Annotated in this window: 14 protein-coding genes and 1 tRNA gene; all 15 read left to right on the top strand. The window is 59.7% G+C overall.

The window, feature by feature from the left end; translation table 11 throughout:
- The first annotated feature begins 96 nt into the window (after positions 1-96).
- On the top strand, positions 97-843 hold the full coding sequence (locus tag TU82_RS14425) for a YebC/PmpR family DNA-binding transcriptional regulator (protein ID WP_057723843.1): 747 nt from the start codon (positions 97-99) through the stop codon (positions 841-843).
- Positions 844-999: 156 nt separating this feature from the next.
- Complete coding sequence (gene ruvC, locus TU82_RS14420; RefSeq protein WP_057723842.1) at positions 1,000-1,524, top strand: crossover junction endodeoxyribonuclease RuvC; 525 nt, start codon at positions 1,000-1,002, stop codon at positions 1,522-1,524.
- 66 nt (positions 1,525-1,590) lie between these two features.
- A complete protein-coding gene (gene ruvA / locus TU82_RS14415) occupies positions 1,591-2,202 on the top strand; it encodes a Holliday junction branch migration protein RuvA (RefSeq protein ID WP_003175802.1) in 612 nt (203 codons plus the stop codon).
- Positions 2,203-3,261: a Holliday junction branch migration DNA helicase RuvB gene (ruvB, locus tag TU82_RS14410; RefSeq protein WP_003175801.1), complete on the top strand. Its 1,059-nt coding sequence runs from the start codon at positions 2,203-2,205 to the stop codon at positions 3,259-3,261.
- A 246-nt stretch (positions 3,262-3,507) separates the two neighbouring features.
- A complete protein-coding gene (gene ybgC / locus TU82_RS14405; RefSeq protein ID WP_057723841.1) occupies positions 3,508-3,963 on the top strand; it encodes a tol-pal system-associated acyl-CoA thioesterase in 456 nt (151 codons plus the stop codon).
- A gap of 1 nt (position 3,964) precedes the next feature.
- On the top strand, positions 3,965-4,660 hold the full coding sequence (tolQ, locus tag TU82_RS14400; protein WP_053135845.1) for a protein TolQ: 696 nt from the start codon (positions 3,965-3,967) through the stop codon (positions 4,658-4,660).
- A 23-nt stretch (positions 4,661-4,683) separates the two neighbouring features.
- A complete protein-coding gene (gene tolR, locus TU82_RS14395) occupies positions 4,684-5,136 on the top strand; it encodes a protein TolR (RefSeq protein WP_161793227.1) in 453 nt (150 codons plus the stop codon).
- On the top strand, positions 5,136-6,209 hold the full coding sequence (gene tolA, locus TU82_RS14390) for a cell envelope integrity protein TolA (protein ID WP_057723840.1): 1,074 nt from the start codon (positions 5,136-5,138) through the stop codon (positions 6,207-6,209). Before tolR ends, tolA begins: the two co-directional genes overlap by 1 nt.
- 17 nt (positions 6,210-6,226) lie before the next feature.
- Positions 6,227-7,507 carry a Tol-Pal system beta propeller repeat protein TolB gene (gene tolB, locus TU82_RS14385; RefSeq protein WP_057723839.1) on the top strand — a complete coding sequence of 427 codons (1,281 nt, stop codon included), beginning with the start codon at positions 6,227-6,229 and terminating at the stop codon, positions 7,505-7,507.
- 55 nt (positions 7,508-7,562) lie between these two features.
- Entirely contained in the window at positions 7,563-8,063 is a 501-nt protein-coding gene (gene pal / locus TU82_RS14380) for a peptidoglycan-associated lipoprotein Pal (RefSeq protein WP_003193861.1), read from the top strand.
- A gap of 6 nt (positions 8,064-8,069) precedes the next feature.
- Positions 8,070-8,912: a tol-pal system protein YbgF gene (ybgF, locus tag TU82_RS14375; protein ID WP_057723838.1), complete on the top strand. Its 843-nt coding sequence runs from the start codon at positions 8,070-8,072 to the stop codon at positions 8,910-8,912.
- A gap of 164 nt (positions 8,913-9,076) precedes the next feature.
- Positions 9,077-9,724 (top strand): 7-carboxy-7-deazaguanine synthase QueE, encoded by a 648-nt coding sequence (gene queE, locus TU82_RS14370; protein WP_034128580.1) that lies wholly within the window; start codon positions 9,077-9,079, stop codon positions 9,722-9,724.
- A 133-nt stretch (positions 9,725-9,857) separates the two neighbouring features.
- Positions 9,858-9,933, top strand: a tRNA-Lys gene (locus tag TU82_RS14365).
- A gap of 366 nt (positions 9,934-10,299) precedes the next feature.
- On the top strand, positions 10,300-11,994 hold the full coding sequence (gene leuA, locus TU82_RS14360) for a 2-isopropylmalate synthase (protein ID WP_057723837.1): 1,695 nt from the start codon (positions 10,300-10,302) through the stop codon (positions 11,992-11,994).
- A gap of 1 nt (position 11,995) precedes the next feature.
- The gene (locus TU82_RS14355) at positions 11,996-12,736 is read left to right on the top strand and encodes an AraC family transcriptional regulator (protein ID WP_057723836.1); all 741 of its coding nucleotides are present in this window, start codon (positions 11,996-11,998) and stop codon (positions 12,734-12,736) included.
- The last annotated feature ends 165 nt before the right edge of the window (positions 12,737-12,901 follow it).

The following is a 12,901-nucleotide window of genomic DNA, read 5'->3' as shown; positions in this document are numbered from 1 at the left end:
AAAAGGCGCATCTTCGGATGCGCCTTTGCGTTTAAAAGAGGGAAATCTCGCCGGGGGCGGGATTGATAGGTTTCTAGAGAATTTCGGAGTTGTGTTATGGCTGGCCATTCCAAGTGGGCGAACATCAAGCACCGCAAAGAGCGTCAGGATGCCAAGAAAGGCAAGATCTTCACCAAGTGGATCCGCGAACTCACCGTCGCGGCCCGCCAGGGCGGCGGTGACCCGGGCTCCAACCCGCGTCTGCGCCTGGCGCTGGACAAGGCGCTCGGCGCCAACATGAGCCGCGACATCATCGACCGCGCCGTGGCCCGTGGTGCCGGCGCAGCCGATACCGACGACATGGTCGAATTGACCTACGAGGGCTACGGCCCCGGCGGCGTGGCGGTGATGGTCGAGTGCATGACCGACAACCGTAACCGTACCGCTGCGGCGGTGCGTCATGCGTTCAGCAAGTGCGGCGGCAACCTGGGAACCGACGGTTCGGTGGCCTACCTGTTCGAGCGCAAAGGCCAGATTACCTTTGCACCGGGCACGGATGAGGACGCGCTGATGGAAGCCGCGATGGAGGCGGACGCCGACGACGTGGTGACCAACGAAGATGGCTCCATCGACGTGTTCACCTCGTTTGCCGGTTTCTACGCGGTGCGTAACGCCCTGGAAGCCGCTGGTTTCAACGGCACCGACGCGGAAATCGTGATGCTGCCGACCACCAGCGCCGAACTGGACCTGGACGGTGCACAGAAAGTGTTGAAGCTGCTGGATATGCTCGAGGACCTGGATGATGTGCAGAATGTGTACTCCAACGCCGACATCCCCGAGTCCGTGGCTGAACAGCTAGTCTAAAAAACGATGAGGTCAAAATGTGGGAGGGGGCTTGCCCCCGATGAGGGAGTGTCAGTAGGCACATTTGTGACTGACCCACCGCCATCGGGGGCAAGCCCCCTCCCACATTGAAACTACGGTGTGTCAAAAATTGTATTTATCCAACCCGCAGGCGTTATGACTTTAATCCTAGGTATCGACCCCGGTTCGCGCATCACCGGTTTTGGCGTGGTGCAACACACCCCGCGCGGCTGCGTGTATGTTGCCTCGGGTTGCATTCGCACCGGTGCAGGCGAGCTGGCCGAACGCTTGCAGATCGTCTATCGCGGCGTGCGTGAAGTCATCCAGACCTACGGCCCGGTGACCATGGGTATCGAAAAAGTCTTCATGGCCAAGAATGCCGACTCGGCGTTGAAGCTCGGCCAGGCGCGTGGCGCGGCCATCGTGGCGGGGGCCGAGGAGGGCATGGAGATCGCCGAATACACCGCGACCCAGGTCAAGCAGGCCGTGGTCGGTACGGGCGGGGCGAATAAAGAACAGGTGCAAATGATGGTCATGCACATGCTCAAACTCACCTCCAAACCCCAGATCGACGCCTCCGACGCCCTGGCCATTGCCATTTGCCACGCCCACACCCGCTCCAGCCTGCTGCCCCATGGTCTGGGCGCGGCACGCAGTCGTGGCGGACGCCTGCGTCTCTGATAGCATCAGCGCAATCGTTATTTCCGGTCAGGCCTGCTCTGACCCCAAGCTTTAAGGATCTGAACCGTGATTGGACGCTTGCGCGGCACCCTGGCTGAGAAACAGCCGCCGCACCTGATTCTGGATGTGAATGGATTGGGTTATGAGCTGGAAGTGCCCATGACCACCTTGTACCGCTTGCCGTCGGTCGGCGAGCCGATAACTCTGCACACGCATTTAGTGGTGCGCGAAGACGCGCAACTGCTCTATGGTTTCATCGGCAAGCGCGACCGCGACTTCTTCCGCGAGCTGATTCGGCTCAATGGCGTCGGGCCCAAGCTGGCCCTGGCACTGATGTCGAGCCTGGAAGTCGACGAACTGGTGCGTGCCGTTTCAGCCCAGGACACCTCGGCCCTGACCAAGGTGCCGGGTGTGGGCAAGAAAACCGCCGAGCGCCTGCTGGTGGAACTCAAGGACCGTTTCAAGGCCTGGGAAGTGGTGCCGAGCATGTTCGCCCTGGTGCCGAACCAGCCGGACATGCCGGCCGGCCAGGTCGCCAGTGCCGAAAGCGATGCGGTCAGTGCGTTGATCTCCCTGGGCTACAAGCCGCAGGAAGCCAGCAAGGCGGTATCGGCCATCAAGGACAAGAACCTGAGCAGCGAAGACATGATCCGCCGAGCCCTGAAGGGAATGATTTAAGTGATAGAAGCTGATCGTCTGATCGCGGCCACCGGCCCGCGCGACCGTGAAGAAGTCCAGGACCGCGCCATCCGCCCCCTGAGCCTGGCCGACTACATCGGCCAGCCCACCGTGCGCGAGCAGATGGAGCTGTTTATCCAGGCCGCGCGCGGGCGCAGTGAGTCGCTGGATCACACGCTGATCTTCGGCCCGCCGGGCCTGGGCAAGACCACCCTGGCCAACATCATCGCCCAGGAAATGGGCGTGTCGATCAAATCCACCTCCGGCCCGGTGCTGGAGCGCCCCGGCGACCTGGCGGCGTTGCTGACCAATCTGGAGCCTCACGACGTCCTGTTTATCGACGAGATCCACCGGCTGTCGCCCATCGTCGAAGAGGTGCTGTACCCGGCTATGGAGGACTTCCAGCTCGACATCATGATCGGCGAAGGCCCGGCGGCCCGCTCGATCAAGCTCGACCTGCCGCCGTTCACGCTGGTGGGCGCCACAACCCGCGCGGGCATGCTGACCAACCCGTTGCGAGACCGTTTCGGCATTGTTCAACGTCTGGAGTTCTATAGCACGGCAGACCTTGCCACCATTGTCAGCCGTTCGGCGAGCATCCTCGGCTTGCCGCTGGACCCGGAAGGCGCGTTCGAAATCGCCCGGCGCGCCCGCGGTACACCGCGGATCGCCAACCGCTTGCTGCGCCGTGTGCGCGATTTTGCCGAGGTGCGGGCCAAGGGGCATATCACCAAGGCGGTCGCGGACCTGGCCTTGAACCTGCTGGATGTGGACGAACATGGCTTCGATCACCAGGACCGGCGCCTGCTGCTGACCATGATCGAGAAGTTCGACGGCGGCCCGGTGGGCGTGGACAGCCTCGCCGCTGCCATCAGCGAAGAGCGTCACACCATCGAGGATGTGCTGGAGCCGTACCTGATCCAGCAGGGCTATATCATGCGCACGCCACGGGGCAGGGTGGTGACGCGCCACGCCTACCTGCACTTCGGGCTAAATATTCCGTCACGATTGGGAGAGATGCCCGTGGTAGACGAATTCCTCGATGCGGTAGACGATTAAAAAACTGTAGGAGCGAGCTTGCTCGCGAAAAACGCCAACGATAACGCAGTGTGCCTGGTATACGCGGCGGCCTCAGGTTCTTCGCGAGCAAGCTCGCTCCTACAGGGTATTTGCCATGTGGGGTGATTTATCCGAGCTTTGTGCTGTCCCAGTGTCTGGCGTCGTCATTTGTCATTGAAGAAAGTGTCAGGAATGCAAAAACAGTTGTCCAGCCGGATTGGCAACCTGAGGAGTAAGCACTAGAGTATGCGCGCGCAAAACGGGGATCAGTCGTTCGCACATCGCTGTCGCGTTTATTACGAGGACACTGATGCCGGCGGCATCGTTTATTACGTCAATTACCTGAAATTCATGGAACGGGCTCGAACCGAGCGGCTACGGGAGCTGGGCTTTGCCCAATCCATGCTGGCAGGGGAGGACCTGTTATTCGTCGTGCATTCCAGCGAGGCGCGTTACCACGCACCGGCGCGACTGGACGATGAGTTGCTGGTCAGCGCTGAAGTCATCGAATTGAACCGTGCCAGCCTGCGATTCAAGCAGCAGGTCAGGCGGGCTACGGATGCAACGCTGCTCTGTGAGGGGCAGTTCCTGGTGGCGTGTGTACGCACCAACAGTTTGAAACCTCGGGCCATTCCCGAAACTCTACGTGCAGCCTTTGCTGCCGTGAGCGGCGCGGGTAAACAATCAAAGCAGGAGATTTAGCGTGGAACCTACCGTCGTCGACCATTCCTCGATGTGGAGCCTGGTCAGTAATGCCAGTGTCGTGGTGCAACTGGTCATGCTGACCCTGGTAGCCGCATCGGTTACCTCTTGGGTCATGATCTTTCAGCGCAGCAACCTGCTGCGTGCCGGTCGACGCGCCCTGGAGAGCTTCGAGGAGCGCTTCTGGTCGGGTATCGACCTGTCCAAGCTGTATCGCCAGGCCGGCAGCAATCCGGACCCGGACTCGGGCGTCGAGCAAATCTTCCGCGCCGGTTTCAAGGAATTCTCGCGCCTGCGCCAGCAGCCGGGCGTTGACCCCGAAGCCGTGATGGAAGGCGTGGCCCGAGCCATGCGCGTGGCCATCTCCCGTGAAGAAGAGAAGCTGGAGCAAAGCCTGCCGTTTCTGGCGACCGTCGGTTCCGTCAGCCCGTATATCGGCCTGTTCGGTACCGTTTGGGGCATCATGAACTCCTTCCGTGGTCTGGCCCAGGCTCAGCAGGCAACCCTGGCCACCGTGGCCCCGGGCATTGCCGAAGCCCTGATCGCCACCGCGATCGGCCTGTTCGCCGCTATCCCCGCAGTAATCGCCTACAACCGTTTTGCCGCTACCAGCGAAACCTTGATCAGCCGTTACTACACCTTCGCCGATGAATTCCAGGCGATCCTGCACCGTAAAGTGCACACCAGCGAAGAATAAGCAGGTAATTCCCAATGGCTTTAATCGCTCGAGCTCGCAAAAAGCGCAAGCCGGTCGCCGAGATGAACGTAGTGCCCTACATCGACGTGATGCTGGTGCTGCTGGTGATCTTCATGGTGACCGCGCCGATGCTCAACCAGGGCGTGAAGGTTGATCTGCCCAAGGTTTCCAGTGAAGCCTTGCCGCAGGACAACAACACTCAGGTCCTGACCATTTCGATCAAGGCTGACAAGACCTACTACTGGAACCTTGGCAGCGAAGTCGACACGCAGAAGCAGCAGGACAAGGCGCTGACCTTGCCGGCGATGACGGATGCCGTGACCAAGATCATTCGCTCCGGCAACGAAGGCGGCAAGCACACCCAGGTGTTCATTCGCGGTGACAAGTCGGTCGACTACGGCTCCGTCATGGGCGCCATGGGCGGGCTGCAGAAGGCCGGCGTCGGTAACGTTGGCTTGATTACCGAGGCGCCCTGATGCAGCAACAGCGAGAGCCGTCCGCCTCGGAAAGCTACTTCTGGCCTGGCGTGTGGGCAATTGCCCTGCACATCCTGGTGTTCGGCATGCTGTTCGTCAGCTTTGCCATGACCCCGGACCTGCCGCCAGCCAAGCCGATCGTGCAGGCGACCCTGTATCAGCTCAAATCGAAAAGTCAGGCCACCACCCAGACCAATCAGAAGATTGCGGGTGAGGCCCAGAAGTCGGCTGCGCGCCAGACCGAAGTCGAGCAGATGGAACAGAAGAAGGTCGAGCAGGAAGCGGTGAAGGCTGCTGCGGAACAAAAGAAAGAAGAGGCGGCTCAAAAGGCCGAGGAATCGAAAAAGGCTGACGAAGCGAAGAAGGCCGACGAGGCGAAAAAGGCTGATGAAGCCAAGAAGTCCGAGAAAGCTGCCGAAGCCAAAAAGGCCGAAGAGAAACAATTGGCTGATATAGCCAAGAAGAAATCTGAAGAAGAGGCCAAGAAAGCTGCCGAAGAAGAGGCCAAGAAAAAGGCCGCTGAGGAAGCCAAGAAAAAGATCGTCGAAGACGCGAAGAAGAAAGCCGCCGAAGACGCCAAGAAAAAAGCTGAAGCAGACGAGGCGAAGAAGAAAGTCGCCGACGACGCGAAGAAGAAAGCTGCCGCCGACGCCTCCAAGAAAAAGGCCCAGGAAGCAGCGCGTAAATCCGCCGAAGAGAAAAAGGCCCAGGCCCTGGCAGATTTGCTTTCCGACACGCCGCAGCGTCAGCAAGCCTTGGCCGATGAACGTGGCGATGAAGTCGCGGGCAGTTTCGATGACCTGATCCGGGCGCGGGCAGCGGAAGGCTGGACACGTCCACCTTCGGCACGTAAAGGCATGACAGTAGTGCTGCAGATCGGCATGTTGCCGGACGGCACGGTGACTTCGGTCAGCGTGGCCAAGTCCAGTGGTGACGGTTCGTTCGACAGTTCGGCGGTTGCCGCAGTCAAGAATATTGGCCGGTTGACCGAGATGCAGGGAATGAAACCAAGCGACTTCGCTCCCTATCGTTCATTCAAGATGACATTCACACCTGAGGATCTAGCCTTGTGAGAAACCTTCTTCGAGGAATGCTTGTCGTTATTTGCTGCATGGCAGGGATAGCGGCGGCGGATGAAAAGAACATCCTGGTTACCAGCGGCAGCGATCGGGCCACCCCGATCGCGGTAGTACCGTTCGGCTGGCAGGGCGGCAGCGTGCTGCCGGACGACATGGCCCAGATCGTCAGCGACGACCTGCGCAACTCCGGCTACTACGCACCGATTCCAAAAGGCAACATGATCAGCCAGCCCAACCAGGCCAGCGAAGTCGTGTTCCGTGACTGGAAGGCGGTGGGCGCGCAGTACCTGATGGTCGGCAACATCACGCCTGCCGGCGGTCGCCTGCAAATCACCTACACCTTGTTCAACGTGGCCACCGAGCAGCAGGTCCTGACCGGCAATGTCTCCGGCACCGCTGAACAACTGCGTGACATGGCCCACTACATTTCGGACCAGTCGTTTGAAAAACTCACCGGTATCAAGGGTGCGTTCTCCACACGCATGCTGTACGTCACCGCTGAGCGTTTCTCCGTAGACAACACCCGCTATACCCTGCAGCGCTCCGACTACGACGGTGCACGCGCGGTAACTCTGCTGCAATCGCGTGAGCCGATCCTGTCGCCGCGCTTTGCGCCGGACGGCAAGCGTATCGCCTATGTATCGTTCGAACAGAAGCGTCCGCGTATCTTCGTCCAGCACATCGACACTGGCCGTCGTGAGCAGATCACCAACTTCGAAGGCCTCAACGGTGCGCCAGCCTGGTCGCCGGATGGTTCGCGCCTGGCATTCGTACTGTCCAAGGACGGCAACCCGGACATCTACGTGATGAACATGGCTTCGCGCCAGCTCACTCGCGTGACCAGTGGTCCTGGCATCAACACCGAACCGTTCTGGGGCAAGGATGGCTCGACCATCTACTTCACCTCCGATCGCGGCGGCAAGCCACAAATCTACAAGGCGAGCGTAGGCGGTGGCGGCGCGGAGCGCGTGACCTTTATTGGTAACTACAACGCCAACCCCAAGCTTTCGGCCGATGAAAAGACGTTGGTCATGATTCACCGTCAGGATGGTTTCACTAATTTCCGGGTTGCGGCCCAGGATTTGCAGCGCGGAACCGTAAAAATCCTTACAGATACCAACCTTGATGAGTCAGCCACTGTTGCGCCCAACGGCACCATGGTAATCTACGCCACCCGCCAGCAGGGCCGGGGAGTCTTGATGCTCGTGTCCATCAACGGACGCGTAAGGCTCCCGCTTCCTACCGCACAAGGCGAAGTCAGAGAACCATCCTGGTCCCCTTACCTGAACTGACGCGGCGCTACAAAAAGAAGTACTTAACACACTGGGGTTCATTAGGAGTTTCACGATGGAAATGCTGAAGTTTGGTAAGTTTGCTGCTCTGGCTCTGGCTCTGTCCGTAGCCGTTGGTTGCTCCTCTAAAGGCGGCGACAATGCCGGTGAAGGCGCAGCTGTTGATCCAAACGCTGGTTACGGCGCCAACACTGGTGCGGTTGACGGCTCCCTGAGCGAAGAAGCTGCTCTGCGCGCTATCACCACTTTCTACTTCGAATACGACAGTTCGGACCTGAAACCAGAAGCCATGCGCGCTCTGGACGTTCACGCCAAGGACCTGAAAGCTAACGGCGCTCGCGTTGTTCTGGAAGGCAACACTGACGCCCGTGGTACTCGTGAGTACAACATGGCTCTGGGCGAGCGTCGTGCGAAAGCCGTTCAGCGCTACCTGGTACTGCAAGGTGTTGCTCCAGGCCAACTGGAACTGGTTTCCTACGGTAAAGAGCGTCCAGTTGCAACTGGCAACGACGAACAGTCGTGGGCTCAGAACCGTCGCGTCGAACTGCGTAAGTAATTCGTCATGCGAACGTGCCGTCGTGCTCTGACTGTATTGGCTCTCAGCCTCGCACCGCTTGCGGTGTGGGCTGCGGTTCCTGTAACGGATAGCAACTCTGGCTATAACAATAGCGGCAGCAGTTATCCGCCAGCAGGTTATGGCACGAACGGCGCCTATGCTGGGGGGGCGGCTACGGCCGCGCCCTCGGCACAGGGCGAGCTGTTCAACCAGCTGCAACGCATGCAGGATCAATTGGCCCAGCAACAGGGCGCCATTGAAGTTCTGCAGAATCAAGTGAACCAGCTCAAGCAAGAAGGGCTGGAGCGTTACCAGGATCTTGATCGACGTATTGGAGCCGGTGTTGCACCTGCCGCTACTCCTGATAATTCTTCTGCCGGTGGCGCGCCCAGTGCCGCTATCGGTGGCGCCGCCGGCGGCGCAGCAGCGGGGGCCGCAGCGGTCGCCCCTGCCGCAAGCAGCGAACCGGGCGATCCGGCGAAGGAAAAACTGTATTACGATGCAGCCTTCGACCTGATCAAGGCCAAGGACTTCGATAAGGCCAGCCAGGCCTTTACCGCATTCCTGCGCAAATACCCGAACAGCCAGTACGCGGGCAATGCCCAGTACTGGTTGGGTGAAGTCAACCTGGCAAAAGGTGATTTGCAGGGGGCGGGCCAGGCGTTTGCCAAGGTCAGCCAGCTGTATCCCAAGCATGCCAAGGTGCCGGACTCGCTGTACAAGCTGGCTGACGTAGAACGCCGCCTGGGTCATACCGACAAGGTCAAGGGCATTCTGCAGCAGGTGGTTGCCCAGTATCCGGGTACCTCCGCTGCGCAGTTGGCCCAGCGCGATCTGCAACGCTTGTAGGCAATGCAGCCCGTTTAGAAGAAACCCGCGCCTGGCGCGGGTTTTTTCGTTAGAATCCACGCCCTTTTATGAAACACGCTTCCCGGGGTTGACGCGTTGGCGCAATCCCCTGAAGTGCCTGACGGAGGCGGACAGCCTGTTTAGCTGTTACGCCCGTGGCGACTATGCAAGACACATTACGTATTACCGAAGTCTTTTACTCGTTGCAGGGTGAAACGCGCACTGCCGGCCTGCCCACCGTATTCGTACGGCTGACCGGCTGTCCATTGCGTTGCCAATACTGCGACAGCGCCTACGCCTTCAGCGGCGGCACCGTGCGCACCCTCGACGACATCCTGGAGCAGGTTGCCGGCTACCGGCCGCGCTACGTCTGCGTGACAGGCGGTGAGCCATTGGCGCAACCCAATGCCATCCCCTTGCTCAAGCAGCTGTGTGATGCCGGTTACGAGGTCTCGCTGGAAACCAGCGGCGCCTTGGACATCTCTGCGGTAGACCCACGTGTGAGCCGAGTGGTCGACCTCAAGACCCCCGATTCCAAGGAAGCCCACCGCAATCGCTACGAGAACATGGACTTGCTGACGGCCAACGATCAGGTCAAGTTCGTCATTTGCTCCCGCGACGATTATGACTGGGCGACTTCCAAGCTGATCCAGTATGGCCTTGAACGGCGAGCAGGGGAGGTGCTGTTCTCCCCGAGTCATCACGACCTCAACGCGCGCGATCTGGCGGACTGGGTAGTGGCGGATAACCTGCCGGTGCGCCTGCAGTTGCAGCTGCACAAGTACCTGTGGAATGACGAGCCGGGTCGCTGATACGGCGGTTCGAACAGTTCTGAACGGCGCCCAAACCGACCGTTTTTTGATGCCAATGCGTTTTTTCTGATTTATTTCAAATAAGGTGTTGAATAATCCTTAGAAATCAGTATTATACGCGCCACCACACAGCGGGTCGTTAGCTCAGTTGGTAGAGCAGTTGGCTTTTAACCAATTGGTCGTAGGTTCGAATCCCACACGACCCACCATTTTTGGCGGTTTAGAAAATCCGGAAGGCCCACGCAAGTGAGGATTTCCGGGTTTTTTTTTGCCTGCCATTCGGCATCTCAAATCGACACGCAGTGCGCCGTGATCGATTCATCTCGCACGATACACATTCCTTTTCTCCGCCTGCACTCGATACTCGTCAAATTTTATTGCTCTTGAAATAACTATGTTGAAAGCATCCACCAATATTCTTAGGAATATTGGATTTTTATGTATTTTTTTCATGTCGTCGACCCAAATACGCAATTCATGCCAAGCTGTCTTTATTTAGTATTGGATCCAATGTCGAATGCGTTCAGCCAGGCTGTCCCGGCAACCGACGATCAGTTCTAAAAAGGAGAAGCCACATGATGCTCAAGGACCCTTCCAGCAAATACCGCCATTTCACCACCGTGGATCTGCCGGACCGCCAATGGCCCAGTGTCGTGCAGGCTGCGGCGCCGACCTGGTGCAGTGTCGATATGCGTGATGGCAACCAGGCGTTGATCGAACCCATGAATGCCGAGCGCAAGCGTCGCTTCTTCGATCTGCTGGTCAAGGTGGGTTTCAAGGAAATCGAGGTGGGGTTTCCCGCCGCGTCCCAGACCGATTTCGATTACGTGCGTGAACTGATCGACAGCGGCGCGATTCCCGACGATGTGACGATTCAGGTAATGACGCAGGCGCGCAGTCATTTGATCGAGCGTACCTTTGAAGCCTTGAAGGGCGCCCCGCGAGCGATCGTGCACGTATACAACGCCACCGCGCCGGTGTTTCGCGAAGTGGTGTTCGGCGTCGACCGCGCCGGCTGCATTGACATCGCCACCCAGGCGACGCGTGAGATCAAGCGTCACATGGACAATAATCCAGGTACGCAGTGGACGTTCCAGTACTCTCCCGAAACCTTCTGCTTTACCGAACTGGACTTCGCGCTGGAGGTTTGCGAAGCGGTGACGGATGCCTTCGGGCCGACCCCGTCGAACAAAATGATCCTGAATCTGCCGACCACGGTGGAAGTCTCCACGGCCAATGTCTTCGCCGACCAGATCGAGTGGTTTTGCCGGCATTTCAGCCGACGCGACAGCGTGGTCATCAGTGTTCACCCGCATAACGATCGCGGTACCGGGGTGGCGACGGCCGAGCAGGCTTGCCTGGCCGGCGCCGAGCGTGTCGAGGGCACCTTGTTCGGCAACGGTGAGCGCACCGGCAATGTGGATATCCTGACGCTGGCAATGAACCTCTACACCAGTGGCATCGATCCGCAACTGGATTTCTCCGACATCATCCACGTGCAGCGCGAAGTCGAGTTCTGCAACCAATTGCCTACACATCCGCGCCATCCCTACGCCGGAGAGCTGGTGTTCACGGCGTTCTCGGGTTCGCACCAGGACGCGATAAAAAAAGGTTTCGCGGCCCGTCAGGCCAATCCCGACGGACGTTGGGAAGTGCCGTACCTGCCCATCGACCCGGCCGACATGGGGCGCAGCTATGAGGCGGTGATTCGTGTCAACAGCCAGTCGGGCAAAGGCGGCGTGGCGTATCTGCTGGAACAACATGGCATCGTCATGCCACGCCGGTTGCAGATGGAATTCAGTAGCCTGGTCCAGCAGGAAGCTGACGCTTCCGGCCAGGAAGTCAGCGGCGAGATGATCCTGGCCTGCTTTACCCGGTACTACCTGGATCAGGGCAACCCTTACACCTTGTTGCAGCCCAAGTTGGTCAGCGAAGGCAACGTGACTTATCTGGAAGGCACACTGACAGGCGGCGCGAGGGACATCGAACTGAGCGGCGAAGGCAACGGCCCACTCGCGGCGCTGGTCGACGCATTCGCTCAGCGCGGCGTCCACTTTGACATCGCCGATTACCATGAGCACGCCACCCGTGACGGTGCCCAGGCCGAAGCGCTGGCCTACGTGGAGATCCGTGTGAACAACCAGTTGCTGTTTGGTGCCGCCCGCGACGGCAGTATCCTGCTGGCGTCCCTCAAGGCGGTGACGAGTGCCGTCAACCGCGCATCGCGCCTGGGCCTGCTCAGCGTGGCAAGTGCTGCGGTGCCTTCCTGAGATGAATGCACATACCGCATTGGCGGCGCTCACCGGTAACTATGGTCACGGTGACATCGTTGCTTCGCATCGACATGAAGAAGGCCAGTTGGTGTATGCCATCAACGGCGTGATGCTGGTATCGGTGGCCGGCACCACCTGGGTGGTGCCCTCTGGCCACGCGCTATGGGTCCCTCCGGGGCAGGAGCATCAGGTCCGCATGACCGGCGAGGTGCGCATGCGCACGTTGCTGATCACCCCCGGCGCCCACCGCGCCTTGACCGAGGAGTGCCACGTCATCCGCGTATCGCCATTGCTGCGCGAGTTGATCATCGCCGCGGCCGAGGTGCCTGACAGCGAGCCGGCCGTGATGCGTCATGTGCAGATTGTCGACCTGGTCTTCTCCGAACTCGACAGGGCGCAAAGGGTCTTGGCCCATGTGCCGATTCCGGACGAGCCGCGGCTCAAGTCGCTGTGTGCCGACTTTATCGACAACCCTTCCCAGGAGTCGAAACTGGAGAGCTGGGCGGTGCAACTCAACATGAGTTCGCGCACCCTGGCTCGGCTGTTCCAGAAAGAGCTGGGCATGAGTTATGGCGAGTGGCGCAAGCGCACACGGCTGCTGCTGAGCATGCAGCGCCTGGCCTGTGGCGTGTCCATCCTGGAAGTGGCGCTGGAGCATGGCTACCAAAGCCCGAGCGCTTTTACCGCCATGTTCAAACGCACCATGGGCTACACACCCAGCCACTGCCGCCTGGTCTGATCCGGCCCGGCGCTCACACTCATCCCCCCGGTCATGGCCCGCTTGCGCAGGGCCATGCGTGCTTGCGCCTGGCCGGTGGACGCTGAGCGTCCAGCCGCAGCAGCCAGGTTGTCCCAATCGCAACGACGGTTGTCTGGAACTCGGGAGATGGGCGGCGGGCTGCTC

This window comes from Pseudomonas orientalis (assembly GCF_001439815.1).
GTDB classification, from domain to species: domain Bacteria; phylum Pseudomonadota; class Gammaproteobacteria; order Pseudomonadales; family Pseudomonadaceae; genus Aquipseudomonas; species Aquipseudomonas orientalis.
This window is presented reverse-complemented; position numbering and strand designations above follow the sequence as displayed.

Excerpts from the sequence above, each read along its gene's own strand:
- ybgF (WP_057723838.1), top strand. The coding sequence starts at position 8,070 with ATGCGAACGTGCCGTCGTGCTCTGACTGTATTGGCTCTCAGCCTCGCA.
- ybgC (WP_057723841.1), top strand. The coding sequence starts at position 3,508 with ATGCGCGCGCAAAACGGGGATCAGTCGTTCGCACATCGCTGTCGCGTT.
- queE (WP_034128580.1), top strand. The coding sequence starts at position 9,077 with ATGCAAGACACATTACGTATTACCGAAGTCTTTTACTCGTTGCAGGGT.
- pal (WP_003193861.1), top strand. The coding sequence starts at position 7,563 with ATGGAAATGCTGAAGTTTGGTAAGTTTGCTGCTCTGGCTCTGGCTCTG.
- tolB (WP_057723839.1), top strand. The coding sequence starts at position 6,227 with ATGCTTGTCGTTATTTGCTGCATGGCAGGGATAGCGGCGGCGGATGAA.
- tolA (WP_057723840.1), top strand. The coding sequence starts at position 5,136 with ATGCAGCAACAGCGAGAGCCGTCCGCCTCGGAAAGCTACTTCTGGCCT.
- TU82_RS14355 (WP_057723836.1), top strand. The coding sequence starts at position 11,996 with ATGAATGCACATACCGCATTGGCGGCGCTCACCGGTAACTATGGTCAC.
- ruvC (WP_057723842.1), top strand. The coding sequence starts at position 1,000 with ATGACTTTAATCCTAGGTATCGACCCCGGTTCGCGCATCACCGGTTTT.
- leuA (WP_057723837.1), top strand. The coding sequence starts at position 10,300 with ATGATGCTCAAGGACCCTTCCAGCAAATACCGCCATTTCACCACCGTG.
- TU82_RS14425 (WP_057723843.1), top strand. The coding sequence starts at position 97 with ATGGCTGGCCATTCCAAGTGGGCGAACATCAAGCACCGCAAAGAGCGT.